General features: G+C 59.7%; 23 protein-coding genes and 3 tRNA genes. 14 read left to right on the top strand and 12 right to left on the bottom strand.

Annotated features, from left to right (window positions below; genetic code table 11):
- Positions 1-66: 66 nt before the first annotated feature.
- A complete protein-coding gene (locus tag BLO50_RS00605; protein WP_090247898.1) occupies positions 67-960 on the top strand; it encodes an ATP-binding protein in 894 nt (297 codons plus the stop codon).
- Positions 953-1,435, top strand: coding sequence for a GAF domain-containing protein (locus BLO50_RS00600; protein WP_090247897.1), 483 nt, complete (start codon positions 953-955; stop codon positions 1,433-1,435). Before BLO50_RS00605 ends, BLO50_RS00600 begins: the two co-directional genes overlap by 8 nt.
- A gap of 71 nt (positions 1,436-1,506) precedes the next feature.
- Here BLO50_RS00600 and BLO50_RS00595 read toward each other — a convergent pair whose 3' ends face one another.
- Both BLO50_RS00595 and BLO50_RS00590 read right to left on the bottom strand, forming a co-directional pair.
- Positions 1,507-2,169, bottom strand: coding sequence for a glutathione S-transferase family protein (locus BLO50_RS00595; RefSeq protein WP_090247895.1), 663 nt, complete (start codon positions 2,167-2,169; stop codon positions 1,507-1,509).
- Positions 2,170-2,219: 50 nt separating this feature from the next.
- On the bottom strand, positions 2,220-2,987 hold the full coding sequence (locus BLO50_RS00590; RefSeq protein WP_090247893.1) for a hypothetical protein: 768 nt from the start codon (positions 2,985-2,987) through the stop codon (positions 2,220-2,222).
- Between the two features lie 224 nt (positions 2,988-3,211).
- On the opposite strand from BLO50_RS00590, the gene BLO50_RS00585 reads away from it, so the two are divergent.
- From BLO50_RS00585 to BLO50_RS00575, 3 genes are all read left to right on the top strand, one after another.
- Positions 3,212-3,287, top strand: a tRNA-Glu gene (locus tag BLO50_RS00585).
- Between the two features lie 38 nt (positions 3,288-3,325).
- Positions 3,326-3,401 (top strand) — tRNA-Gly (locus BLO50_RS00580).
- 42 nt (positions 3,402-3,443) lie between these two features.
- A tRNA-Glu gene (locus BLO50_RS00575) sits at positions 3,444-3,517 on the top strand.
- Between the two features lie 119 nt (positions 3,518-3,636).
- Here BLO50_RS00575 and BLO50_RS00570 read toward each other — a convergent pair.
- Together BLO50_RS00570 and BLO50_RS00565 are read right to left on the bottom strand one after the other, a co-directional pair.
- Positions 3,637-4,047, bottom strand: a complete 411-nt coding sequence (locus tag BLO50_RS00570) for a PA2817 family protein (protein ID WP_090247892.1) — start codon at positions 4,045-4,047, stop codon at positions 3,637-3,639.
- Positions 4,048-4,113: 66 nt separating this feature from the next.
- On the bottom strand, positions 4,114-6,561 hold the full coding sequence (locus BLO50_RS00565) for an acyl-CoA dehydrogenase (protein ID WP_090247890.1): 2,448 nt from the start codon (positions 6,559-6,561) through the stop codon (positions 4,114-4,116).
- Between the two features lie 151 nt (positions 6,562-6,712).
- Between BLO50_RS00565 and BLO50_RS00560 the strand changes: the two genes are divergently transcribed.
- The 5 genes from BLO50_RS00560 to BLO50_RS00540 all read left to right on the top strand — a co-directional run bounded on the left by BLO50_RS00560 (position 6,713) and on the right by BLO50_RS00540 (position 13,492).
- The gene (locus BLO50_RS00560; protein WP_090247888.1) at positions 6,713-7,372 is read left to right on the top strand and encodes a transglutaminase-like domain-containing protein; all 660 of its coding nucleotides are present in this window, start codon (positions 6,713-6,715) and stop codon (positions 7,370-7,372) included.
- Between the two features lie 208 nt (positions 7,373-7,580).
- A complete protein-coding gene (locus tag BLO50_RS00555; protein ID WP_090247887.1) occupies positions 7,581-8,513 on the top strand; it encodes an ABC transporter ATP-binding protein in 933 nt (310 codons plus the stop codon).
- An 11-nt stretch (positions 8,514-8,524) separates the two neighbouring features.
- The gene (locus BLO50_RS00550; protein ID WP_090251084.1) at positions 8,525-9,304 is read left to right on the top strand and encodes an ABC transporter permease; all 780 of its coding nucleotides are present in this window, start codon (positions 8,525-8,527) and stop codon (positions 9,302-9,304) included.
- A 91-nt stretch (positions 9,305-9,395) separates the two neighbouring features.
- Positions 9,396-10,427: an efflux RND transporter periplasmic adaptor subunit gene (locus BLO50_RS00545; protein WP_090247885.1), complete on the top strand. Its 1,032-nt coding sequence runs from the start codon at positions 9,396-9,398 to the stop codon at positions 10,425-10,427.
- A complete protein-coding gene (locus BLO50_RS00540) occupies positions 10,424-13,492 on the top strand; it encodes an efflux RND transporter permease subunit (RefSeq protein ID WP_090247883.1) in 3,069 nt (1,022 codons plus the stop codon). Before BLO50_RS00545 ends, BLO50_RS00540 begins: the two co-directional genes overlap by 4 nt.
- A 230-nt stretch (positions 13,493-13,722) precedes the next feature.
- Here the strand turns inward: BLO50_RS00540 and BLO50_RS00535 are convergent, their stop codons facing one another.
- Positions 13,723-14,730 carry an NADP-dependent oxidoreductase gene (locus BLO50_RS00535; RefSeq protein WP_090247882.1) on the bottom strand — a complete coding sequence of 336 codons (1,008 nt, stop codon included), beginning with the start codon at positions 14,728-14,730 and terminating at the stop codon, positions 13,723-13,725.
- A 224-nt stretch (positions 14,731-14,954) separates the two neighbouring features.
- On the opposite strand from BLO50_RS00535, the gene BLO50_RS00530 reads away from it, so the two are divergent.
- Both BLO50_RS00530 and BLO50_RS00525 read left to right on the top strand, forming a co-directional pair.
- Positions 14,955-15,716, top strand: a complete 762-nt coding sequence (locus BLO50_RS00530; RefSeq protein ID WP_090247880.1) for an SDR family oxidoreductase — start codon at positions 14,955-14,957, stop codon at positions 15,714-15,716.
- Positions 15,717-15,863: 147 nt separating this feature from the next.
- Entirely contained in the window at positions 15,864-16,748 is an 885-nt protein-coding gene (locus BLO50_RS00525; protein ID WP_090247879.1) for a bile acid:sodium symporter family protein, read from the top strand.
- Positions 16,749-16,809: 61 nt separating this feature from the next.
- Here BLO50_RS00525 and cysB read toward each other — a convergent pair whose 3' ends face one another.
- From cysB to BLO50_RS00500, 5 genes are all read right to left on the bottom strand, one after another.
- Positions 16,810-17,784: an HTH-type transcriptional regulator CysB gene (gene cysB, locus BLO50_RS00520; RefSeq protein WP_090247877.1), complete on the bottom strand. Its 975-nt coding sequence runs from the start codon at positions 17,782-17,784 to the stop codon at positions 16,810-16,812.
- Positions 17,785-17,897: 113 nt separating this feature from the next.
- A complete protein-coding gene (locus BLO50_RS00515; protein WP_090247876.1) occupies positions 17,898-18,398 on the bottom strand; it encodes a universal stress protein in 501 nt (166 codons plus the stop codon).
- Between the two features lie 157 nt (positions 18,399-18,555).
- On the bottom strand, positions 18,556-19,461 hold the full coding sequence (locus BLO50_RS00510; protein ID WP_090247874.1) for a 5'-nucleotidase: 906 nt from the start codon (positions 19,459-19,461) through the stop codon (positions 18,556-18,558).
- A 9-nt stretch (positions 19,462-19,470) separates the two neighbouring features.
- Complete coding sequence (locus BLO50_RS00505; RefSeq protein WP_090247873.1) at positions 19,471-20,418, bottom strand: putative 2-dehydropantoate 2-reductase; 948 nt, start codon at positions 20,416-20,418, stop codon at positions 19,471-19,473.
- On the bottom strand, positions 20,418-20,744 hold the full coding sequence (locus BLO50_RS00500; protein ID WP_244152854.1) for a YbbN family protein: 327 nt from the start codon (positions 20,742-20,744) through the stop codon (positions 20,418-20,420). Before BLO50_RS00500 ends, BLO50_RS00505 begins: the two co-directional genes overlap by 1 nt.
- Positions 20,745-20,802: 58 nt before the next feature.
- Between BLO50_RS00500 and BLO50_RS00495 the strand changes: the two genes are divergently transcribed.
- Together BLO50_RS00495 and BLO50_RS00490 are read left to right on the top strand one after the other, a co-directional pair.
- Positions 20,803-21,222 carry a PilZ domain-containing protein gene (locus BLO50_RS00495; protein WP_090247870.1) on the top strand — a complete coding sequence of 140 codons (420 nt, stop codon included), beginning with the start codon at positions 20,803-20,805 and terminating at the stop codon, positions 21,220-21,222.
- Positions 21,223-21,391: 169 nt separating this feature from the next.
- Positions 21,392-22,468, top strand: coding sequence for a 3-deoxy-7-phosphoheptulonate synthase (locus BLO50_RS00490; protein ID WP_167141038.1), 1,077 nt, complete (start codon positions 21,392-21,394; stop codon positions 22,466-22,468).
- Between the two features lie 63 nt (positions 22,469-22,531).
- On the opposite strand, the gene BLO50_RS00485 is transcribed toward BLO50_RS00490, so the two are convergent.
- Positions 22,532-23,728, bottom strand: a complete 1,197-nt coding sequence (locus BLO50_RS00485; RefSeq protein WP_090247867.1) for a benzoate/H(+) symporter BenE family transporter — start codon at positions 23,726-23,728, stop codon at positions 22,532-22,534.
- Complete coding sequence (locus tag BLO50_RS00480) at positions 23,728-24,339, bottom strand: LysE family translocator (protein ID WP_090247865.1); 612 nt, start codon at positions 24,337-24,339, stop codon at positions 23,728-23,730. The genes BLO50_RS00485 and BLO50_RS00480 overlap by 1 nt, the downstream gene beginning before the upstream one ends.
- Positions 24,340-24,469: the final 130 nt, after the last annotated feature.

The following is a 24,469-nucleotide window of genomic DNA, read 5'->3' as shown; positions in this document are numbered from 1 at the left end:
CAAGCATAGCCCATCTGTTTTGCCGGACGGCAGTGGCAGAACAACTCGAAAACCCTGGAGTGTGTTGTGGATTCGCGTTTGAGTGATTTTTTGTTGCGTGCTGAGGCTGTGTTGGCGCGTCTGGAGCCTTTGCTGCCGGTGCAGCGCCCGGTTATTGACTGGCAGCAAAGCTTGGCTGCCCGCTGGCAGCGTGAGGGGCGCAGCGGCTATTTGGCACCGCTGCAGGTCAGTCTGGATGTGGAGCTGGCTGATTTGATCGGTGTGGATCGCCAGCGTGCTCAGTTGGCGCGCAATACCCAGCAGTTTATCCAGGGCCTGCCGGCCAACCATGCGTTGCTCTGGGGCGCGCGTGGTACGGGTAAATCATCGCTGGTGCGGGCACTGCTGGCCGAGCATGCGGCGGCGGGGCTGCGCCTGATTGAAATCGAGCGTGACCATCTGGCCGATCTGCCGCGCATCGTCGAGCAGTTGAGCGAGCTGCCGCAGCGTTTTGTGCTGTTCTGCGATGACTTGTCTTTCGAGGCCGGCGAGGGCGATTACCGCATGCTGAAAACCGTGCTCGATGGCTCACTGGAGCGTGCGCCGGACAATGTGTTGCTGTATGCCACCTCCAACCGCCGTCATTTGCTGCCGGAAAAACAAAGCGACAACGAAAGCTGGCAGCGGGTGGATGGCGAGCTGCACCCCAATGAGGCGGTAGAAGATAAGATCGCGCTGTCCGATCGTTTCGGTCTGTGGCTGTCGTTCTATCCATTCACCCAGGAACACTTCCTCGACGTGGTCCGGCACTGGGTCGAGGTGCATGCCGCGCAGGCCGGTTTGGCTTGGCAATGGGACGACGAGCTGGAAAAAGCGGCCATACGCTGGGCCTTGGGTCGCGGTAACCGCAACGGCCGCTGCGCCTATCAATTCGCCCGTGACTGGGTGGGCCTGCAATTACTGAGTAAGCACGATGATTGATTTACAACACAGCGGGCCAGGGCTCGATGGCTATCCACTGCTGGTGGCGCAGCTGCAGGCGCTGCTGGCGGGTGAGCGCGACTTTATTGCCAATGCGGCGCAGTTTTCGGCGTTTCTGTTTCAGGAGCTGAGCGACCTGAACTGGGCGGGTTTCTACCTGGCCCTTGGTGAAGAACTGGTGCTCGGGCCTTTTCAGGGCAAAGTCGCCTGCGTACGGATTCCCTTCGGCCGCGGTGTGTGCGGCGCCGCCGCGGCGACTGGGCAGACCCAACGGGTTGACGATGTGCATGCTTTTGCCGGGCATATAGCTTGCGACAGTGCGTCCAACAGTGAGCTGGTGGTGCCGCTTTTCAAGCATGGCCGTCTGCTGGGCGTGCTGGATTTAGACAGCCCGTCGCTGGCGCGTTTTAGCGCCGCAGATCAGGCCGGTATTGAACGCTTGGTCGAGGTGTTCGTTGAGCTGACCGAATGCTGAAGGGATGAGCAAACACAAAACACTAAAAAGCCCGGTGTGACCGGGCTTTTTAGTGGATGGCGACTGGTTTTTCAGGCCTTTTGGGCCATCTTGGCGAGCATTTTCAACTCGCCGGGCAATACGCCCTGCACTGAATCACGTGCCATGATGCGTGAAGCGTGCGCGTTCAGATTAGGCCAGCGCTGGGCGTCCACCTGCTCATCGCCATGCTGCATGTTGATCAGCTGGCAAGTCAGGGCCAGGTCGGCCAGGGTCAGACTGTCACCCACCAGGTAATGGGCCGAGCCCAGGCATTTTTCCAGGTAGTCAAAGTGTGGCGGTAGCTTCTCAAGCAGGGCTTTCTGCACGGCCGCCTCGTCGCATTCTTGCCCCATGCTGGGCTTCAGTGCCCGGTTACGGAATACCGTGAAGGTACAGAGTGGCGCCAGCTCATAATCAGCATATTTCTCCAGCCAGCGTACCTGTGCGCGCTGTTCAGCGCTCTGGCCTAGAAGGCTGCTCTGGGTCGGATACTTATCGTCCAGGTATTGGCAGATCACGCTGGAGTCGGCGAGGGTGAAATCGCCATCTTTGAGAGCGGGGATACGTCCCAGTGGGCTCATGTCGCGGTACCAGGCTGGTTGGCCGAACGGCAGGATGATTTCCAGCTGGTAGTCCAGGCTCTTTTCAGCCAAAAACAGACGCACTTTACGAACGAAGGGTGACAGCGGTGCACCGTAAACAGTCAGGCTCATGCGCGGCACTCGTGGCAGATGGATAGCGCGCACGTTGCGCGCTGGAGGGGTTAGTCGTAGATGTTTTTCTTTTTCCACTCGTCGCCGCCGAGAGACTCCAGGCCGGCATCCAGTTCGCTGGGCTGCTCGGTGACGGGTTTACTGCTTTCTAGGACCATGGCGTTGGCGCGTGCCAATTGCTCTTCGAATTTCTTCAGGGCGTTTTGATAAGGAGTGGGGTCAGGTTGCTTGCGCAAATATTGTGCGCCGCGCTCGAACGCCAGGCGTGCTTGGCCAGGCTGGTTCTGCTGCAAGGCCTGTTGGCCAAGGTTGCCGAAAAATTCGATATGCACCTGAGTCAGCATGTGGCGCACTTCCTTTAACCAATGCTTGGCCTCATTGGTCGGGATAATTCCGTCTTTTGCACAGCGGGTCAGTTGACCGTGAAGGCTTTCCAGCTGAAAGCGTACTTCCTTCGCTTTAGGTTCATTAATGATGGGTTGTGGCGGATTATTTACGGTAATTGACTCGCCTTGGGCGATCATCTTGCGCAGTTCTTCAATATGCGCTTTTAGGGCATTGTTGCCCTTGTCATACGGCAGTACGCGTTCACTGAAATGCAGTTGCAGGCGGCTCAGCAATAACTTCAATGCTGGCGTCATCAGTTGACCGGGGAGCGCTTCTGCGAGGTCCGTGCAACGGCGCAGGCGATCATTGAGGTCAGCCTTGATGCGCGCCTTCTCCAGTTTGTTGTTCTCGACCATATGATTGATGTAGGCAATGGCGATCAAAATAACGATGCCAGACACAATCAATATGGTAATCACGAGTGGGGACATGGGTGCAGCCTCTCGATCACCGGTTTTTCGTCCGAGTGTAGTGCGTTAGCCGGGAGGCTGATAGAGCTGCCTCACATTCGAGGCTGAAGTCGTTGATTTATAAAAAATTTTACACAGAGGTTGACGGGCCTTACAAGGCTCCATAGAATGCGCGCCACTTCGTAGCGCAATGCCTCACGGCAAAACGTGTAGAAGCCGGATAGAAGTTGTAGTTTCCGGGCTGCGTCCCCTTCGTCTAGTGGCCTAGGACACCGCCCTTTCACGGCGGTAACAGGGGTTCGAGTCCCCTAGGGGACGCCACTTCTTTATGAAGTGTGCTGCTAAAAACCAAGTTGTATGCGGGAATAGCTCAGTTGGTAGAGCACGACCTTGCCAAGGTCGGGGTCGCGAGTTCGAGTCTCGTTTCCCGCTCCAAATTAAGGTGATCTGCTCAGGCAGGTAGCCGAAAAGTTCCAAGGTCCCCTTCGTCTAGTGGCCTAGGACACCGCCCTTTCACGGCGGTAACAGGGGTTCGAGTCCCCTAGGGGTTCCTTGTGTAGTCAAAAACGCCGCTCACTGAGCGGCGTTTTTGTTTCTGCTGTTTTTAGTGCCCACAAAAAAGCCCGCCGGTTGGTTATGCCGTGCGGGCTTTTTTGTTTCTGGCTTAGGCTCAGTGCTTGCCGCCCTGAGCGGGCATGCTCAGCAGCTGCTTTTCCTGATTCCAGTCGAAGGGTTCGTCGTTTTCTTCGGCGTAGAAGCGGCGTTCTTCGAGGGTCTGGTACATCTCGATTTCTTCGTCCGGCATGAAGTGCAGGCAGTCTCCGCCGAAGAACCACAGCAGGTCTCGCGGCACGAGGTGAGCGATTTGCGGGTAGCGCTGGAAGATCTGACTGATCAGATCCTGACCCAGATAAAGGCTGGCCTCCGGATCGCTCGGCAGGTCGCTAAGCAGTTCGTCGTAGCGCTCCAGATACATGGCGTGGCTGTCATCGAGAATCTGCTCTGCTTCGCCCAAGGCGACCAGGATGGTGCGCAGGTGCTGCAGCAGGGCGAGGTGATGATCGATGTGAGTGTTGGCCATGGGGCAATCCTGTAGGTAAAACGGGCGCGCAAGTATAAGGCTCATGCCGCCCGCTGTCCTGTCTGCTTAACGGACCTTGCCAGAGCCTAAGGTCAACTCCTCCTTGGCGAAGTCGTCGACATCGATCACCACCCGCCGCGCCGCTTCGGCCTGATGCAGGCTGTGCGTCTCTTCCGGGTTGAGAACCCCAGCAGCCAACGCGGCATCGATCAGGCTTTGCCCTGGTAGCTGCTGTACCTGGCCGGCTTTGACGGCCTTGTGCAGTTTCTTCTGCAGGCCCTGTACATCATGTAGCAGGTTCATTGCATATTGCAGGGCACCCACGGGGTCCTGTTCGGCTTGTGGGCGATAGCAGCCTTCGAGCAGTTCCTCCAGCGCCGGATCGCCGCTGTTACGGCCGATGATGCCAGCCACTTCGGCGTCCAGTTCATCGCTTGGGCCTTTGTGACGGCGGCCCAGCGGCAATACCAGCACGCGCAGAGCGCAGCCGAGCAGTTTGCTGGGGAAGTTGCTGAGCAGCTCTTCCAGTGCTTGTTCGGCCTTGCCCAAGCTTTCTTCCACGGCCCAGCGCAGCATGGGCTGTGAATGCTCGGGATAACCGAGGTCGTGGTAGCGCTTGAGCGCCGCCGAGGCCAGGTAAAGGTGGCTAAGTACATCACCGAGCCGCGCCGACAGGCGTTCGCGGCGTTTCAGTTCGCCGCCGAGCAACATCATGCTGGTGTCGGCGAGCAGGGCGAAGGACGCTGCCAAGCGGTTGAGCGCGCGGAAATAAGGGCGGCTGATGCGATCGCCCGGCACCTGGCTGAAAACGCCAAAGCCGAGGCTGAGCAGCAGGCTGCTGGCGGCGTTGCTCACGGCAAAACCGATATGTTGCAGCAGCAGTTCATCGAATTCCTGCAGCGCCTGATCCTGGTCTTCGCGACTGGCCAGGGCCATTTCCTTGAGTACGTAGGGGTGGCAGCGAATCGCGCCCTGACCAAAGATCATCAGGTTGCGCGAGAGGATATTGGCCCCCTCCACGGTGATAAAGATCGGCGCACCTTGCCACGAGCGCGCCAGGTAGTTGTTCGGCCCCATGACGATGCCCTTGCCGCCGTGCACGTCCATGGCGTGGCTGATGCATTCGCGGCCGCGTTCGGTCAGGTGGTACTTGAGGATGGCCGAGAGCACCGAGGGCTTTTCGCCCAGATCCACCGCATTGGCAGTAAGGATGCGCGCGCTGTCCATCAGCCAGGCGTTACCGCCGATACGCGCGAGGGCTTCCTGAATGCCTTCAAAGGCTGAAAGCGGCACGTTGAACTGCTCACGCACCTGGCTGTACTGGCCAGTGGTCAGGCTGGTGAACTTGGCAGCGCCGGTGCCGACGGCCGGCAGGGAAATGGAGCGGCCCACGGACAGGCAGTTCATCAGCATCATCCAACCCTTACCGAGCATCTCCTGGCCGCCGATCAAGTAATCCAGTGGGATAAACACATCCTTGCCTGAATTCGGGCCGTTCATAAAAGCCGCTCCAAGCGGCAGATGGCGGCGGCCGATTTCGACACCAGGCGTTTCGGTGGGTACCAGAGCGAGACTGATGCCCAGATCTTCCTCTTCACCCAGCAGATGCTCGGGGTCGTAGGCTTTGAAGGCCAGGCCGAGCAGGGTGGCGACCGGGCCGAGGGTGATATAGCGCTTTTCCCAGTTCAGACGCAGGCCGATCACTTCCTCGCCTTGCCACTGGCCTTTGCAGATGATTCCGGTATCCGGCATGGCGCCGGCGTCGGAACCGGCCAGGGGGCCAGTGAGGGCGAAGCAGGGGATATCTTCACCGCGGGCCAGGCGCGGCAGGTAATGGTCACGCTGCGCCTCGGTGCCGTAGTGCAGCAGCAGTTCGGCCGGGCCCAAGGAGTTGGGTACCATCACTGTAGAGGCCAGATCGCCGGAGCGGGTCGCCAGCTTCATCGCCACCTGGGAGTGGGCATAGGCGGAAAAGCCCTTGCCGCCGTATTGCTTGGGGATGATCAGGGCGAAGAAACCGTGTTGCTTGATATGCGCCCAGGCCTCAGCGGGCAAGTCCATCTGCTGGCCGATCTGCCAGTCACTGACCATGGCGCACAGCGCTTCGGTGGGCCCATCGATAAACGCCTGCTCTTCTTCGGTAAGCTGGGCCTTGGGGTAGGCGAGCAGGGTGTCCCAGTCCGGGCGCCCGCTGAACAGCTCGCCATCCCACCACACTGTGCCGGCCTCAATGGCGTCGCGTTCGGTGGCCGACATCGGCGGCAGTACGCGCTTGAACCAGGCAAACAGCGGTGCTGTGAACAGGCTGCGGCGTTGTTGTGGCAACAGCAGTGGCAAGGCCACGGCCAGTAGGAGCAACCAGAGTAGGCCCATCAGCCAGACCGGTGCATGGCTGAACACGCCCATCAGAATCAGCAAGCCGGCCACCATGCCCAGTGCGGGCAGAGGCGCGGTGCGGCGGTGAGCGAGAAAGGCCGTGCTAAGCAGCAGGGCGAGTAACCAGAGAGCGAGCATGCAGAATCCTCCATGATGACAATGCGTTGTTACGCACCATCACGAGCGTAGTCGTCATTGATGGCGACAAGAGCGGTGAGCTTGGCCGAATCGTCGTGACATTGGCCGGAGCCGCGTCGTTAGACTGGGTCTCTGTCATGGAGAAACCCTGATGCGTGAATACCTCGAGCCCGGCCGCTTCATCGATAGTGACCACCCTGCGCTGGTGGAGTTCGCAGAAAAGTTTCGCGGGGCCAGTCGTGATCCACGTGAACAAGCCGTTAATTTGTACTACGCAGTACGTGATGAGGTTCGCTACAACCCCTATGTGTTCAGCCGCGACCCCGACACCCTGAAGGCCAGTTACGCATTGCAGGCGGGCGAAAGTTACTGCGTGCCCAAAGCCACTTTGCTGGCTGCCTGCGCCCGTCATTGCGGCATCCCGGCGCGCATCGGCCTGGCCGATGTACGCAACCACCTGGCCACTCCACGTCTGCTGGAAATGCTGCGCAGTGAAGTGTTCGCCATGCACGGCTATACCGAGTTGTACCTTGAGGGCCGCTGGGTCAAGGCCACGCCGGCGTTCAACCTGGCACTGTGTCGGGTATTTAAAGTCGCGCCGCTGGAATTCGATGGCCTTAGCGACAGCGTATTTCACCCGTTCAACCAGCAGGGCGAGCGTTATATGGAATACCTGCATGACCACGGCCAGTTTGCCGATGTGCCGGAGCCGCTGTTCTTCGGTCATCTGGCCGCTTGCTACCCACATCTGTTTACCGAGGATGCGCTATCGATCAGTGGCGACTTCGCCGCTGAGGCCGTGCCTGGATGATTTATCGACAGGGTTGATAAGCACCATCGGAAACGGCCGGGTTTAATCTGCGCCTGGCGCTGGTAGGCTGCTGCCCAGCCGTGGGGGCGGCAGTTTTGCGCAAAGATGCTGTGGTGGAGAGGTTCCAGGCGCTAGACTTGGCCCACTTCGCGCTGCAGGCGCAGCCCCTCTCGAATTTCTTTTTATCTGATCAGGTGTGCGCATTTTTATGAGTACTGCTCTGTCCATTCGCCAGTTGACCAAGACCTATGGCAACGGCTTCCAGGCGCTGCACGGCATCGACCTAGACGTGGCTGAAGGCGATTTCTTCGCCTTGCTCGGCCCCAACGGTGCCGGCAAATCCACCACCATCGGCATCCTTTCCACCCTGGTGACCAAAAGCAGCGGCACGGTGAACGTCTTCGGTCATGACCTGGACAAACAGCCCTCTGCGCTCAAGCGCTGCCTGGGTGTGGTACCGCAGGAGTTCAATTTCAACCAGTTCGAGAAGGCCTTCGATATCGTCGTAACCCAGGCCGGCTATTACGGTATCCCGGCGAAAATCGCCAAGGAGCGCGCCGAGCAGTACCTCAATCAGCTTGGCCTGTGGGGCAAGCACAACGTGCCGTCGCGTGAGTTGTCCGGCGGCATGAAGCGACGCCTGATGATCGCCCGTGCGCTGGTGCATCAGCCGCGTTTGTTGATTCTCGATGAGCCGACTGCCGGGGTTGATATCGAACTGCGCCGTTCGATGTGGAGCTTTCTCACCGAGCTGAACGAGCAGGGCATCACCATCATCCTCACCACCCATTACCTGGAAGAGGCCGAACAGCTGTGCCGCAACATCGGCATCATCGACCACGGGCGGATCGTCGAGAACACCAGTATGAAGGACCTGCTGAAAAAGCTGCATGTAGAAACCTTCCTGCTCGACCTCAAAGAGGCGCTGCTGGTGGCGCCGCAACTGATCGGCTACCCGGCGCAGTTGCTCGACGGGCATACCCTGGAAGTGCAGGTGGATAAGGCTCAGGGCATTACCGAATTGTTCCGTCAGTTGGCCTTGCAGAACATCAAGGTGCTCAGCTTGCGCAATAAAACCAACCGCCTGGAGGAGTTGTTTGTTTCCCTGGTCGAGAAGAATCTGGCGAAGGTGGCGGTATGAGCACGGCTTATCTGAACTCCGAATTCACCGCCAACATGGTGGCGCTGCGCACCATCGTCTACCGCGAGATCCGCCGCTTTACCCGCATCTGGCCGCAGACCCTGCTGCCGCCGGCAATCACCATGGTTCTGTACTTCGTGATCTTCGGCAACCTGATCGGCAGTCAGATCGGCGACATGGGTGGCTTCACTTATATGGAGTACATCGTGCCGGGGCTGATCATGATGTCGGTGATCACCAACTCCTACGGCAACGTGGTGTCGAGCTTCTTCGGCAGCAAGTTCCAGCGCTCCATCGAGGAACTGATGGTCTCGCCGGTGTCGCCGCATATCATCCTCACCGGCTATGTGGTCGGCGGCGTGCTGCGCGGCCTGGCGGTGGGTTTTATCGTCACTCTGCTGTCGCTGTTCTTCACCAAGCTGCAGGTGCATCACCTCGGCGTGACGGTGCTGGTGGTGCTGCTGACCGCGACCATCTTCTCCCTGGGCGGCTTTATCAACGCCGTGTTCGCGCGCAACTTCGATGATATTTCGATCATTCCAACCTTTGTGCTGACGCCTTTGACCTACCTGGGCGGGGTGTTCTATTCGATCACCTTGCTGCCGCAGTTCTGGCAAACCGTGTCCCTGGCCAACCCGGTGCTGCATATGGTCAACGCCTTCCGCTACGGCATTCTCGGGGTGTCCGATATCCGCATCGGCGTGGCCATCGGTTTTATGCTGGTCGCTACTGCTGTGCTGTATGGCGTGTGCATCCGCTTGCTGGTTAGCGGTCGGGGCATGCGCCAGTAACCGGGCAGCCAACATCGGGAAACATTTTTAACGGCTGATCTGTGCGGCTCGGCCGTTAGACTCAGCCTCTACAAAGAATTAGGGGTTGTATATGTTTGTCCGCGCACCTGCTCTGTTCGGTACCGTCTTTCTCGTGTGTTCGCTTGTCAGCGTGCCCGCGCACGCCAACGAAGGGCCACTGGTCGAGGTGGTCAAGGCCGAGCGAAGCCTGGTGCGCGATGAGCTGGTGACCTTTGGCTCGCTGAGCCCTGATGAGTCGGTGATGATCCGACCGGAAATCGCCGGGCGAGTGGCGCAGCTGCATTTTCGTGAAGGCCAACGCGTCGAGGCCGGTGCGTTGCTGATCAGCCTGGATGATTCGATTACCCGCGCCGAGCTGGCCCAGGCGCAAGCCAACCTGAACCTGGCGGAAAAGAACTTTCAGCGCGCGCAGATGCTATTCAAGCGCGGTGCCAGTAACGCCCAGGCGCTGGATGAAGCCAGCGCGCAACAGCAGGCGTCGCGCGCCAGCCTGGCGCTGTCCCAGGCGCGCCTGGATAAGACCCGCATCCTCGCCCCCTACGACGGTGTCTTGGGTTTACGCGCCGTCAGCCCCGGCGATTACCTCAGCGAAGGCCAGGACATCGTCAACCTGGAAGTGCTCGATCCGCTCAAGGTGGATTTCCGCATTCCGCAAAAAGCCGTCAGCCAGATTCGCCTCAAGCAGCTCATTGAAGTCAGCCTGGATGCTTACCCGGGTGAGCGGTTTAACGGTGAGATTTTCGCCATCAACCCACGCCTCGACGAAGCTGGACGCAGTCAGGCGATTCGCGCGCATATCAGCAACAGCGATGGTCGCTTGAGCCCAGGGCAGTTCGTGCGGGTTTCGGTGATCCTCGCCGAGCGGCCGAATGCCCTGGTGATTCCAGAAGAAGCCATCATGCCGGTGGGCGATAAGCTGCTGGTCAATCTGGTTGTGGAGGGCAAGGTCAAGCTGCGTGAGGTCAAACTGGGCAAGCGCCTGGCTGGCAAGGTCGAGGTGCTGGAAGGCCTGCAGGGTGATGAAACCCTGATCAGCGCCGGTTGGCAGAAGGTTCGGGCCGGCGCGCCGGTACGCACCAAGGTGGCGGAGCAAGCGTCATGACCCTGTCGGATATCTGCATCCGGCGGCCGGTATTCGCCACCGTACTGTCGCTGATTGTGGTGCTGCTTGGCTTAATGGCCTATGACCGCCTGGCCGTGCGCGAGTACCCGAATATCGACGTACCGATTGTCACGGTTAACGTCACCTACCCAGGGGCCAGCCCGGAGATCATGGAGTCTCAGGTCGCCCAGCCGATCGAGGACGTGCTGTCGGGCATCGACGGGCTGGACTTCGTCAGCTCCATCAGCCGTTCGGAAAACACCCAGATCACCGCGCAGTTCCGCCTGGGCAGCAACTCCGATGAGGCCGCCAATGATGTACGCGACCGTCTGGGCCGGGTGCGCGGCCTGCTGCCGGATGAAATTGCCGAGCCCATCGTGCAGAAGGTTGAGGCCGACGCCCAGCCGGTGATCTGGATCGCCTTCTACAGCGAACTCTACAGCGCCATGGAGATCACCGACGTGTTGGAGCGGGTGATCAAGGATCGCCTGCAGACCATCCCCGGCGTCTCCGAAGTGCAGATTCGCGGCGCGCGCACCTTCGCCATGCGCATCTGGCTCGACCCGGAGAAGCTCGCCGCGCACAACCTCACCGTGCAAGACGTGGAAGACGCCCTGCGCCGGCAGAATGTCGAGATTCCGGCGGGACGCATTGAGTCGCAGCAGCGCGAATTCACCGTGCTCTCTGAAACTGACATGAATACCCCGGAGCAGTTTAATCAGCTGATTCTCGATGACTCGCGCGGTTACCTGCTGCGCCTGGCTGACGTTGGTTATGCCGAAATCGGCGCGGCGGACGAACGCAGTATTGTTCGCTACAAGGGCAAGCCGGCGGTGTCGATGGGCATGATCAAGCAGGCTACCGCCAACCCGTTGGATATCTCCGACGGCCTGGCTGAGGCCATGCCTGATGTACGCGCGCTGCTGCCGGAAGGCATGGAAATGGCGGTGGCCAACGACAACTCGCAGTTTATTCGCGAGTCGATCGACAACGTATTTATCACCATCTGGGAAGCGGTGGGGCTGGTCATCCTGATCATCTTTATCTTCCTGCGTTCGCTGCGTGCCACCATCATTCCGCTGGTGACCATCCCGGTGTCTCTGATCGGTGCATTTGCCTTGATGTCGTTGATGGGATTCACCATCAACACCCTAACGCTGCTGGCGATGGTGCTGGCCATCGGCCTGGTGGTGGACGATGCCATCGTGATGCTGGAGAACATCCACCGGCATATCGAGGAGGGCATGCAGCCGCTGCAGGCGGCGCTCAAGGGCAGTCGCGAGATTGCCTTTGCGGTCATCGCCATGACCCTGACCCTGGCCGCCGTATTTGCCCCCATCGGCTTTATGCAGGGCACCACCGGTAAACTATTTACAGAATTCGCCTGGACCCTGGCCGGCGCGGTGCTGGTGTCGGGATTTGTCGCCCTGACCCTGACGCCGATGATGTGTGCGCTGTTGCTTAAGCCGCATCAGGCCGGTGAGCGGCACAACCGGGTGTACAACCTGATCGAGAATTTCCTCAATGGCCTGACTTACAGCTACAAGCATCTATTGGCCAAAGCACTGAGTGCCTGGATGTTGGTGGTGGGCGTGTTGTTACTGACTATTGTGGCCTGCGTGCTGCTGTTCTCAGGGCTTAAATCCGAGCTGGCGCCGACCGAAGACACTGGCACCATTGTCGGTGTGTTCAACGGCCCTGACGGCGCCACTATTAACTACACCGGGCGTTATGCCCGCGAGATCGAAGCGGCCTACGACAGCATCCCGGAAACCAATCGCTACATGGTCATCGCTGGTTTCCCGACGGTGGCTCAGGGCATTTCCTTTATGAAGCTGGAGGACTGGGCGGACCGCTCGCGCAGCCAGTTCGAGATTCGTAATGAGCTGCTGCCCAAACTGCAGGATATTGCCGGGGTGCGCGCCTTCCCGGTCAACCGTCCACCGCTCGGGCAGAGCGCGCGAAACCAGCCGGTGAACTTCGTGATTCGCTCGTCCATGGAGTACAGCGAGCTGCAGGGTTATGTCGATCAGTTGCTCAATCAACTGCGCGATTATCCTGGGCTGGAAAGCCTGGACAGCGATCTGAAGCTCAACGCACCGCAGCTCAAGGTCGCGGTTAACCGCGAACAGGCCGTAGCCGTAGGCACTGATGTGGCAACCATCGGCCGTAGCCTGGAAAGCCTGTTCGGCAGCCGCCAGGTGACGCGCTTCAAGCAGAACGGTGAGCAGTACGACGTGCTGGTGCAGTTGCAGGACGTGGACCGCAGCAACCCGCAAGACCTCGACCGCGTCTATGTGCGCGGCCGCGATGACAGCATGGTGCAGCTGTCCAACCTGATCGAGGTGCGTGAGACCGTGGCGCCGCGCGAGCTCAACCATTTCAACCAGCTGCGGGCAGTGACGGTGAGTGCCAACGTGGGCTCCGGCTACACCCTGGGTGAAGCCCTGGCACATTTGGAAAGCACAGCGCGCACGGTATTCCCGGCGGAGACGCAGTACGACTACACCGGCACGTCGCGAGACTTCAAGGAGTCCAGTGCGGGCATTGCACTGATCTTCGCGCTGGCTTTGGCGTTTATCTTCCTGGTGTTGGCGGCGCAGTTTGAAAGCTTTACTGACCCGCTGATCATCCTGTTCAGCGTGCCGCTGTCGATGGCTGGCGCCTTGCTGGCCCTGACGATGTTCGGCGGCACTTTGAACATCTACTCACAGATCGGCTTGGTGACGTTGATTGGCTTGATTACCAAGCACGGCATCCTGATCGTCGAGTTCGCCAACGTGCTGCTGCGACAAGGGCATGAGTTGCGTGGGGCGGTGATTGAGGCGTCGGTGCAGCGTCTGCGGCCGATTCTGATGACGACCGGGGCTATGGTGCTGGGCTCACTGCCATTGGCGATTGCCACCGGCGCGGGAGCGGAAAGCCGTCAGCAGATCGGTATGGTGATTGTCGGCGGCCTGTTGGTCGGCACCTTCTTCACCCTGTTTGTGATCCCGACACTGTATATGCTGCTGCGCCGCTGGCGGCCGATTAAACAGGAAAGTGAGGAAGTGGCGGTTGCGTAGGATGGGTTAGGCGTTTGGTCTGATCTTGAACCGTCGAGATTCTTGTCGCGCTGTAACCCATCATGGCAATGGCAGCGGCGTAGCCCGGATGTAATCCGGGAGCGGTGTGGCAGGCAATAAATCTCCCCGGATTGCATCCGGGCTACAAACTGAGCCTGCGGGATGGGCCGGGCGGCGTTCCGCTTTAGCCGCGATAGAGTGTGTCGCGGCTAAAGCCCCTCCCACAACAGTCAGTCGACCTTCAGTACCAGCTTGCCGAAGTTCTCGCCGCTAAACAGCTTGAGCAAGGTTTCCGGGAAGGTGGTCAGGCCGCTGACGATATCTTCCTTGGACTTCAGCTTGCCGCTGGCCATCCAGCCGCCCATCTCCGCCGCCGCTTCGGCAAAACGCGGGGCGTAGGTCATCACCACCATGCCTTCCATGCGTGCGCTGTTGACCAGCAGGTTGAGGTAGTTGGCCGGGCCTTTGACCGCCTGCTTGTTGTTGTACTGGCTGATTGCGCCACAGATCACTACACGTGCCTTGAAGGCCAGGCGGGTGAGCACTGCATCGAGAATGTCGCCGCCGACGTTGTCGAAGTACACATCCACGCCTTTCGGACATTCGCGCTTGAGGCCGGCAATCACGTCCTCGCTCTTGTAGTCGATGGCGCCATCGAAGCCCAGTTCATCGATCAGAAACTTGCACTTGTCCGCGCCACCGGCAATGCCGACCACACGGCAGCCTTTGAGCTTGGCTATCTGCCCGGCGACGCTGCCGACCGCGCCGGCCGCACCGGAAATCACCACCGTTTCACCCGCTTTCGGCGCGCCGACATCCAGTAAAGCGAAGTAGGCGGTCATGCCGGTCATGCCCAGTGCCGACAGGTACAGCGGCAGCGGCGCGCGCTTGGGGTCGACCTTGTAGAAGCCTTTGGGCTCACCGAGGAAATAATCCTGCACACCAAGGGCGCCATTTACATGATCACCCACGGCAAAGTCAGGGTGCTGCGAGGCCACCACTTCACCCACGCCGAGGGCGCGCATCACTTCACCAATGCCGACTGGCGGGATATAGGACTTGGCATCGTTCATCCAGCCGCGCATGGCCGGGTCCAGCGACAGGTAGGCGTTCTTCACCAGAATTTGGCCGGGGCCGGGTTCACTCACGCTGGTTTCGACATAGCTGAAGGTTTCGCGGCTGGGCAGACCGACCGGGCGTTGGGCAAGCAGGAATTGGCGGTTGAGTGGGGCAGTCATGACAGGTACTCACTGAACGGAAAGCCTGTTGATAGCCCGTGCTGGTCAGCGGGGCAAGGTTTGCCCGTGGGCCGAATGCTTGTAAATCCATTCGAGTGATAGCCATGCTGGGGTGTTAATCACTCATTTCGATGGGGCTATCACCAGCAATTTGATAGTGCTGCCTTGGTACGCAGCAGCTGATTAGACTCAATGCAGTTTTTAATCCTTGCGAGGACACGCAGATGAGCTTGAGCTTTTCCGGCCGGGTTGCCCTGGTCACCGGTGGTGCAGCGGGTATTGGTCGTGCCACGGCACTGGCATTCGCCAACGAAGGCCTGCAGGTGGTGGTGTCCGACGTTGATGTCGACGGTGGCGAAGCGACTGCCGCGCTGATCCGTGAAGCGGGCGGCGATGCGCTGTTTGTACGTTGCGACGTGACCCGTGATGCTGAGGTCAAGGTGTTGATGGAGCGCACGCTGGGCGCCTACGGCCGCCTGGACTATGCCTTCAACAATGCGGGCATCGAGATCGAGAAGGGCAAGCTGGCCGAGGGCAGCGAAAGCGAGTTCGACGCCATCATGGGCGTCAACGTTAAAGGCGTGTGGCTGTGCATGAAGCACCAGATCCCGCTGCTGCTGGCTCAGGGCGGTGGCGCCATCGTCAACACCGCGTCGGTCGCCGGCCTGGGCGCTGCGCCGAAGATGAGCATCTACAGCGCATCCAAACATGCGGTGATCGGCCTGACCAAGTCCGCTGCTGTTGAATACGCAAAGAAGAAAGTGCGGGTCAACGCCGTATGCCCGGCGGTGATCGACACTGACATGTTCCGCCGCGCCTATGAAGCCGATCCGAAGAAGGGCGAGTTCGCCGCCGCCATGCACCCGGTCGGGCGCATTGGCAAGGTCGAGGAAATCGCTACTGCCGTGCTGTACCTGTGCTGCGATAACGCGGCGTTCACTACCGGCCACGCGCTGGCGGTGGATGGTGGGGCCACCGCCATCTGATTTCCTTCAGTAATAAAAAAAGCGCCCATCTGGGCGCTTTTTTTATACCTCGCCATTTCTTTCACCACGTTGGCCACTAAAGTCACTGCAGTGTTCTACGTCGTTGTTCAAGATCGCCCAGCGCTTTGATCAAGGAGTAAGAAAGCCGTGACTGCTGACCCGCTATTGACCCTGTTCCTGCCCATCGCCTTGGGCATCATCATGCTTGGCCTGGGCCTGTCGCTGACCCTGGCCGATTTTGCCCGGGTGGTGAAGTTTCCCAAACCGGTGCTGATCGGCTTGAGCTGCCAGCTGTTGCTACTGCCCGTGGTGTGTTTCTTCCTGGCCAAGGCCTTTGGTCTGGCCCCGGCGCTGGCAGTTGGTCTGATGCTCTTGGCAGCCTCGCCTGGCGGCACCACTGCCAACCTGTACAGCCACCTGGCGCATGGTGATGTGGCACTGAATATCACCCTGACGGCGGTCAATTCGGTGATTGCGGTGCTGACCATGCCGCTGATCGTCAACCTGTCGCTGGCCTACTTTATGGAAGGTGATCAGGCCTTGCCGTTGCAGTTCACCAAGGTGGTGCAGGTGTTTGTTATCGTCCTCGGCCCGGTGGCTATTGGTATCTGGATACGCAGCCGCTTCCCTGGATTTGCCGCACGTATGGAGAAGCCGGTGAAGATCATCTCCGCGCTGTTTCTGCTGATCATCATCATCCTGGCGGTGGTCAAGGATTGGCAGACCTTCGTCGATTACGCGCCGCAGGTGGGTGGTGCGGCGCTGGCGCTCAACCTGATCAGCCTTGCGGTAGGTTACTGGGTGCCGCGTTTGTTTAAGCTAAGCCTGCGTCAGTCGGTTGCCATCGGCATGGAGATCGGCATCCACAACGGCACTTTGGCGATAGCCCTAGCACTGAGCCCGATGCTGTTGAATAACGCCACCATGTCGATCCCGGCGGCGATCTACAGCATCATCATGTTCTTCACCGCGGCAGCCTTCGGCTGGTGGGTGAACTTTGCTCATGGCAAAGAATTGAAAGCCACTGAATAGGTATCGCCGAGTATGAAAAAGCCCGTCACTTGGACGGGCTTTTTCATATCTGCAGGTTGGCTCAGTGCAGCGGCAGTTCAACGCCTTCGAACAGCTCTTCCAGCTCGACCTTGCTGTGGCACTGCACGGCTTTGGCCATCATGTCGCGGGTTAGGTGCGGGGCAAATTTCTCGATAAAGTCGCACATAAAGCCGCGCAGGAAGGTGCCGCGACGGAAGCCGATCTTGGTCACGCTGGCTTCGAACAGTTCGCCGGCATCCAGCACCACCAGGTCCGGATCGAGTTTGGGATCGACGGCCATCTTGGCCACGATGCCCACGCCCAGGCCCAGGCGTACGTAGGTTTTGATCACGTCAGCGTCGGCGGCGGTAAACACCACTTTCGGCGTCAGGCCGCGATGGCTGAAGGCTTCGTCGAGTTTGGAGCGGCCGGTAAAACCGAACACATAGGTGACGATGGAGTATTCGGCCAGGGCTTCCAGGGTCAGCTTCGGCAGCTTGGTCAGCGGATGACCCTGAGGTACCACGACGCAGCGGTTCCAGCGGTAGCAGGGCATCATGATCAGGTCGTTGAACAGCTCCAGACCTTCGGTGGCGATGGCGAAGTCGACGGTGCCGTCGGCCGCCATTTCAGCGATCTGCATCGGCGTACCCTGGTGCATGTGCAGGGACACATCCGGGTATTGCTTGATAAAGGCGCTTATAACCGGCGGCAGGGCATAGCGCGCCTGGGTGTGGGTGGTGGCGATGGACAGGGTGCCTTTCTTCTCGTTGGAGAATTCCTGGGCGATCTGCTTGATGCTTTCGACCTTGCGCAGGATTTCCCCGGCGGTGTTGATGATGCGCTCACCGGCCGGGGTGATGCGGGTCAGGTGCTTGCCGCTGCGGGCGAAGACTTCAACCCCTAGCTCGTCTTCGAGTAGGCGGATCTGTTTGCTGATGCCGGGTTGTGAGGTGTAGAGGCTTTGTGCCGTGGCAGAAACGTTGAGGTCGTGATGCGCGACTTCCCAGATGTAGCGCAGTTGCTGAAGCTTCATAAAAATCCCTCAAAGCAAAAAGACGGCCGTTCAGGTTACCGGCGTTCTATATAACCATAATGATGATTGAAGCATTAAATCTAGACCAAAAATAGAAATGTGCTGCGCTTCTTCTAAAGATCACCTCGGCTGCGATGCTGCAGCATCGGCACCAAGTACACCGGTACTTCTGACAACTGCACCAAGCGCGACGCGGTACGGCCCAGCGGAATGTCCATATCCGTGCCGTGGCTGTGGCTACCTAGGACCAACAAATCCACACCGAGTTGCTGTGCTTCATCGAGTATCACCAAGGGGGGATCGCCCTGTACCACGCGTACCGCCTTGATCAGATCCAAGTCATGCATCGCTTCGCCAATCTCATCGCGAAAGCCCTCCAACACCCGCTGCTCGATACTCGCCATAACTGTGCTCAGGCCGTTGGTGCGCAGGTCCTTGAGGCGCTCTTCATCCAGGTAGGTTTGCAGCACTGATTCCGCAAACAGGCCCATGGGCTCCACGGCGTGCACCACATACAGGCTGGCGTTGAAGGAGCGCGTGAGTGCCAGCGCATGCTGCAGGATGTAGGGGGCGTAAAGGCCTAGGTCGGTTGCATAGAGAATCGAGCGAATCATTCGGCCTCCTTGACTGCCAGACTGGCAGGCCTGATCTGAGCTTAGCAGCGCCATCGATAAGTCAAAGAAAGCCGAGGTTTTGAGGACGAATGGTTATATAGGCAGGGAGATAGAGCGCGCTTAGTGGCGAGGGCGATTGACCGCCCTCGCGCGGAGACTAGAGCTGCGGTTCGTTGCTGATGCCGTGTGGCACATGGCCGGTAGGTACGACCTTGTTGGCTTTTTCGCAGTGGCCGGTTTGGTCGTCGAAAAACACGTCGGCGCCGAAGGTTTCTAGAATTGCGGCTTTTTCCAGACCACCGAGGAAGAACGACTCATCCAGGCGGATATTCCACTCGCGCAGCGTGCGAATCACACGCTCATGGGCCGGCGCCGAACGCGCTGTAACCAATGCGGTGCGAATCGGGCACTGTTCTTCGGGAAATTCCTGTTGCAGACGGTGCAGGGCGGCGAGGAAGGGTTTGAATGGGCCGCCGCCGAGCAGCTCACGTGCCGACTGGCGCTCGTGACTCTGAAAGGCTTCCAGGCCAGCCTGCTGATAGACCCGCTCGGATTCATCGGAAAACAGCACGGCGTCACCGTCGAAGGCGATGCGCAGTTCATTGCTGGCTGCCCGACGAGCGCCGCCAGAAAGAATGGTCGCCGCCCCGAAGCCTGCACGTAACGCGCTGCGCACATCTTCGGCGTGGGTGGAGAGAAACAGGTGACAGCCGAATGCGGCCAGATAAGGGTCGGGGCTGCGCCCGCCAACAAAGGCTGCGCGGGATATGCCCAGGCCGTAGTGCTGGATTGAGTTGAACGCACGTAAGCCGGTGTCGGCGCTGTTGCGCGAAACCAGGATCACCTCAACGCGCTGCTGATTGAGGGCCGTGTTCAGCGCCAGCAGCTTCTCGACCAGCGGAAAGGCATCCCCTGGCGGGAGGATCTCGTCCTCATGCTCAATCTGGTATTGGCGATAGGCCTCGACGCCCTGGCTTTCATAAATCTGGTGGCTGTCGCGCAGGTCGAACAGCGCCCGCGAGGAGATCGCCAGCACCAGTTTGTCGCCTAATCCCTTGCTCATGGCTGTGTCCTATTGCGCGCGTTGTTCGAGGAAACGTAGGGTCTGATAGAGCATCTCGGTGCGCGGCATGGCGCAGCCGGCCTGCGCCGCAGCAGCCAACGGCGCGGCGTAGATGGCATGCAGCTCCAGTGGGCGCTGCAGGGCAAAGTCGTGGTACATGCTCGGCAGGTAATCCAGCATGCGGTCGGTGGCGCTCAGCAGCTTGCCGGCAAACCCGGCAGGTAGCTGATAGCCGCAGGCGCCGGCCGCATCCACCACTTCCTGCATGATCGCCTCGATCAGCGCGCGGCTGTCGGTGTTGCCCATTAGTGCCGTGGTGGCGCTGTTCAGCAGCACGGCCAGACCGTTGTAGGGCACGTTCCACACCAGTTTCTGCCAGCGTGCCTGGTTCAGTTCGGCCATGGCGGTGGAGTCAAGGCCAGCAGCCTGGAACAGCGCGCTGCCTTGTTCGAGGATCTGCTGACGGCTCTCGGCATCACAAGCCGGGCCTGAGTGATAGCCCAGATTGACGTTACCCAGCGCCTGGTGCTCGACCACTCCCGGCGCACTGCGATGGGCGCAGATGTAGCAGAGGCCGCCCAGCAGGTGCAGCGAGTCCGGTAGCAGCGGGCGCAACTCGTCTTCTACGGCCAGGCCGTTCTGCATCAGCACCACCTTGGCGCCGGGCGCAGCGGCCTGGCTGATCAGTGGAGCCAGTTCGGCGTTGCTGGTGGTTTTAGCGCCGATCAGCAGCCAGTCGCACGGCGGCATATCAGCCGCTGACTGATACGCCTGCACGTTATCCAGGTGCAGGTTGCCGTGTAGGGCACTGTTGACGTGCAAGCCTTGGCTGGCGACTGCGGCGAACTCGCTGCGCAGCAGAAAATGCACATCAAAGCCGGCGCGGGCCAGCATCAGGCCATAGAAGCCACCAATGGCGCCGGAGCCGATAATGCCGATACGGGGAGTTGGGGTCATCAGGGTAAGTCCTCTGCGGGGCGCGACAGGGCAGTGTCCAGCGCCTGAATAAGTGCGGCGGGCTGCAGGCTGCTCTGCAGTGCGCCATAAAATTGGCCATCGCGCACTACGAATAGCGCGGGGAGCTGAAATACCTCATAACGCGTCACTAAACCGCCGCTGTTGGCCGCGTCGACCCAGGTCAGGCGCTGTATCGGCAGGGGCAAATTAGGCAGCTCACGTCGCGCCCAACGGCAACTGGCACAACCTATGCTGGTAAATATCAGCAGTGAAGTGCCAGGCAAGTCGAGTAGATAGCGATCTGCATCTAAATCGGTCAGTTCCAGTTCAGTCACTATACTGGCCAATGTGGTATCAAATTGATGGCATCCGAGGTAGTCATAGATGCGTCACTTTCTGCGTCATCCCAGTGATATGCCGGTTGAATTAGTGCTGCGCAAACAGGCATTTGTACCCAAAGAGCGGCTCAACAATATCAGCCTCGGCGGTGTGGCTTGCAACTCCAACCGCGCTTTTCGCCGCGGTACGGCCATCGAGTTGCGTATTCCGCTGTTCGGCGAGCATGCGCGTTACCCAGGCCTGGTGGCGTGGTGCCGCAAACAGGAAGACAACTACCTGGTGGGTATCGCCTTTGTCGATGAGGACACGCTGTTTCGCGCGCGTATGGTCGAACAGGTCTGCCAGATTGAGCATTATCGCCATCAACGCGAGCAGGAACTGGGTTGCAGCCTGCCGGTCGAGGTGGTGGCGCAGGAGTGGATCAGCCAGCATGCCGCCGAATTTTCCCGCGCCAGCCTGAATTAGTTGAATCGTCCACTCGGCGCGGCTTAAGCCGCAAAGCCCATTGTCGAGCCAGGCCTATACGCGCTAAGGTTCGGCTTCCCCGCTGTGCTCATATTGCTGTGCTCCGCCACACGGGGATCGCTGGCGGCCGGCACCCGTGACCTGATGACTCTGACTGATGAATAGCACGATGGCTGATTTACCGATTGATGACCTGAACGTTGCCTCCAACGAAACCCTGATAACCCCCGCACAGCTCAAGCGTGAAATTCCGCTGACCGATGCTGCTCTGCGCACGGTTGCCAGCGGTCGTGAGGTGATCCGCAATATTCTCGATGGCAAGGATCATCGCCTGTTCGTGGTGGTCGGGCCGTGCTCGATCCACGATATCAAGGCCGCCCACGAGTATGCCGAGCGCCTCAAGGCGCTGGCTGCCGAGGTTTCGGACAGTCTGTATCTGGTTATGCGGGTGTATTTCGAGAAGCCGCGTACCACTGTCGGCTGGAAAGGCCTGATCAACGATCCATTTATGGATGACTCGTTCAAGATTCAGGATGGCCTGCATATCGGTCGCCAGTTGCTGCGTGACCTGGCTGAAATGGGCCTGCCGACCGCGACCGAAGCCCTCGACCCGATTTCCCCGCAGTACCTGCAGGACCTGATCAGCTGGTCGGCCATCGGCGCGCGCACCACCGAATCGCAAACCCACCGCGAGATGGCCTCGGGCCTGTCTTCGTCCGTGGGCTTCAAGAACGGCACCGATGGCGGCCTGACCGTAGCGATCAACGCCCTGCAGTCGGTTTCCAGCCCGCACCGTTTCCTCGGCATCAACCAGGAAGGTGGCGTGTCCATCGTCACCACCAAAGGCAATGCCTACGGCCACGTAGTGCTGCGTGGTGGCAACGGCAAGCCGAACTACGATTCGGTGAGTGTTGCCGTTTGTGAGCAGGAACTGACCAAAGCCGGCATACGCCCAAACATCATGGTCGATTGCAGCCACGCCAACTCCAACAAGGATCCGGCTCTGCAACCGCTGGTGATGGACAACGTCGCCAACCAGATTCTCGAAGGCAACCAGTCGATCGTCGGCCTGATGGTGGAAAGCCACCTGGGCTGGGGCAACCAGTCGATTCCCAAGGACCTCAGCCAGCTCAAGTACGGCGTGTCCATTACCGATGCGTGCATCGATTGGGAAAGCACCGAGAAAACCCTGCGCGGCATGCACGCCAAGCTTAAGGATGTGCTGCCGAAGCGTCAGCGCGGCTGATTGCACCGGCTGTAACAAAAACGGGCTTATGTGTATGCATAAGCCTGTTTTTATACCTGCTAATTACGCGTCTCGCTTGCCCCAGTTAAGAATCGCCAAGGTCAGCAAGCCCGCAACAATCCCCCAGAACGCCGAGCCCACCGAGAACAGGGTCATGCCCGAGGCGGTTACCAGAAAGGTGATCAGCGCCGCTTCACGCTCTTTCGGCTCGCTCATGGCCTGGGTCAGGCCGCCTATGATCGAAGCGAACAGCGCCAGTGCCGCGATGGACAGGATCAGGGCTTTCGGTAGCGCGGCAAACAACGCCGCCAGGGTGGCGCCGAAGATGCCGGCGATGCCGTAGAACACCCCGCACCAGATGGCGGCGGTGTAGCGTTTTTTCGGGTCTTCGTGGGCTTCCGGGCCGGCGCAGATCGCTGCGCTGATGGCCGCCATATGAATGCCGTGGCTACCGAACGGCGCCAGTAGCATGGATGTCAGCCCGGTGGTGGTGAGCAGCGGGCTGGCCGGAACGTCATATCCGTTGGCACGCAGCACGGCCATGCCTGGCAGATTCTGCGAGGCCATGGCGACGATAAATAGCGGTATACCGATGCTAATGGCGGCGGCCAGAGAGAAGCTCGGTGTGGTCCATTCCGGCACCGCCATTTGCAGCTCGAATTGCTCGAAATTGAGCAGGCCGAAGACCGCAGCCAGCACGCTGCCGACAATCAGTGCCGCCAGCACGGCATACCGCGGTAGCAGCCGTTTCCCAACCAAGTACGCCAGCAGCATGGCCACCACTAGCAGCGGCTGCTGTTCGGCGGCCACGCAGATTTCCAGACCGATTTTGAACAGCACGCCCGCCAGCAGCGCTGCAGCAATAGAGGCGGGAATGCGCCGCATCAGGCGGTCAAACGTGCCCGTCAGGCCGATCAGTACAATCAGCCCTGAAGCGAAGATATAGGCGCCAATTGCCTCGCTATAGGGCACACCGGGCAAACTGGTGATCAGCAGGGCCGCGCCAGGAGTGGACCAGGCGATCATGATCGGCGCGCGATAACGCAGCGACAGGCCGATGCAGCAGATCGCCATGCCAATCGACAGCGCCCAGATCCACGATGAAATCTGCCCGTTGGTCAGCCCTGCGGCCTGGCCAGCCTGGAACATCAGCACCAGCGAGCTGGTGTAGCCGGTGAGCATGGCGATAAACCCGGCGACTACCGCCGAGGTCGAGGTGTCGGCCAGCGGCCGTAGGCGGGTTTGCGGCAGGTCGTGCATCAGAGCAGTCCGGTGTCGGCGAAGATGGGGTACAGCGAGGCTACCAGCAGCAAGGCCATGCCTATATTGAACACGCGCAGCGCTCGGGCGTTGCTCAGCCAGTTGCGCAGCAGGCTACCGGCCACCGTCCACAGGCCGACGCTAGGGCAGTTGACCAGGGCGAACAGCGCCGCGATCAGCAGCACATTGACCACGAAATTTTCCTGCGGGGTGTAGGTGGTGATGGCGCCGATGGCCATGATCCAAGCTTTCGGGTTAACCCACTGAAAGGCCGCTGCCTGGAGAAAGCTGAAAGGTTTGCTGCGCGTTGTGGCTTGGCTGTCTGGTGCGCCGGAGTTAGCAATTTTCCAGGCCAGGTACAGCAGGTAGGCCGCGCCCAGATAGCGCAATACGTCATATAGCAGCGGCACTTGTTCGAACAGCTGGCCCAAGCCGAGGCCGACCGAAGCCACCAGCAGCATAAACCCCAGGCTGATGCCGAACATGTGCGGCAGGCTGCGGCGCAGGCCGAAATTCACCCCGCTGGCGAGCAGCATCATATTGTTAGGGCCCGGTGTCACCGAGGTGACAAAGGCAAAGGCGATAAAGGCGAGCAGCAGTTCGGTGGTCATGGCGCAGCACTCAGGGGCAGTGCTGATCAGCCTAGGGGGAGATGCTCAGAGCGTCGCGGTACAGCGATGCAGGCAATGGGCGGTACAGTTTTAGTTGGCTCGGTCGCGGCGTCAGTACAGTTTTGCCGAG

It is taken from the genome of Pseudomonas peli, assembly GCF_900099645.1.
GTDB classification, from domain to species: Bacteria; Pseudomonadota; Gammaproteobacteria; order Pseudomonadales; family Pseudomonadaceae; genus Aquipseudomonas; species Aquipseudomonas peli.
Note: the sequence above shows the minus strand (reverse complement) of the source record. Positions and strands in the feature narration are given on the sequence as shown.

Coding starts and splice junctions, on each gene's coding strand:
- BLO50_RS00555 (WP_090247887.1), top strand. CDS start 7,581: ATGAGTACTGCTCTGTCCATTCGCCAGTTGACCAAGACCTATGGCAAC.
- BLO50_RS00480 (WP_090247865.1), bottom strand. CDS start 24,339: ATGACCACCGAACTGCTGCTCGCCTTTATCGCCTTTGCCTTTGTCACC.
- BLO50_RS00600 (WP_090247897.1), top strand. CDS start 953: ATGATTGATTTACAACACAGCGGGCCAGGGCTCGATGGCTATCCACTG.
- BLO50_RS00490 (WP_167141038.1), top strand. CDS start 21,392: ATGGCTGATTTACCGATTGATGACCTGAACGTTGCCTCCAACGAAACC.
- BLO50_RS00545 (WP_090247885.1), top strand. CDS start 9,396: ATGTTTGTCCGCGCACCTGCTCTGTTCGGTACCGTCTTTCTCGTGTGT.
- cysB (WP_090247877.1), bottom strand. CDS start 17,784: ATGAAGCTTCAGCAACTGCGCTACATCTGGGAAGTCGCGCATCACGAC.
- BLO50_RS00570 (WP_090247892.1), bottom strand. CDS start 4,047: ATGGCCAACACTCACATCGATCATCACCTCGCCCTGCTGCAGCACCTG.
- BLO50_RS00505 (WP_090247873.1), bottom strand. CDS start 20,418: ATGACCCCAACTCCCCGTATCGGCATTATCGGCTCCGGCGCCATTGGT.
- BLO50_RS00495 (WP_090247870.1), top strand. CDS start 20,803: ATGCGTCACTTTCTGCGTCATCCCAGTGATATGCCGGTTGAATTAGTG.
- BLO50_RS00540 (WP_090247883.1), top strand. CDS start 10,424: ATGACCCTGTCGGATATCTGCATCCGGCGGCCGGTATTCGCCACCGTA.
- BLO50_RS00590 (WP_090247893.1), bottom strand. CDS start 2,987: ATGTCCCCACTCGTGATTACCATATTGATTGTGTCTGGCATCGTTATT.
- BLO50_RS00535 (WP_090247882.1), bottom strand. CDS start 14,730: ATGACTGCCCCACTCAACCGCCAATTCCTGCTTGCCCAACGCCCGGTC.
- BLO50_RS00485 (WP_090247867.1), bottom strand. CDS start 23,728: ATGCACGACCTGCCGCAAACCCGCCTACGGCCGCTGGCCGACACCTCG.
- BLO50_RS00565 (WP_090247890.1), bottom strand. CDS start 6,561: ATGCTCGCTCTCTGGTTACTCGCCCTGCTGCTTAGCACGGCCTTTCTC.
- BLO50_RS00560 (WP_090247888.1), top strand. CDS start 6,713: ATGCGTGAATACCTCGAGCCCGGCCGCTTCATCGATAGTGACCACCCT.
- BLO50_RS00595 (WP_090247895.1), bottom strand. CDS start 2,169: ATGAGCCTGACTGTTTACGGTGCACCGCTGTCACCCTTCGTTCGTAAA.
- BLO50_RS00530 (WP_090247880.1), top strand. CDS start 14,955: ATGAGCTTGAGCTTTTCCGGCCGGGTTGCCCTGGTCACCGGTGGTGCA.
- BLO50_RS00515 (WP_090247876.1), bottom strand. CDS start 18,398: ATGATTCGCTCGATTCTCTATGCAACCGACCTAGGCCTTTACGCCCCC.
- BLO50_RS00510 (WP_090247874.1), bottom strand. CDS start 19,461: ATGAGCAAGGGATTAGGCGACAAACTGGTGCTGGCGATCTCCTCGCGG.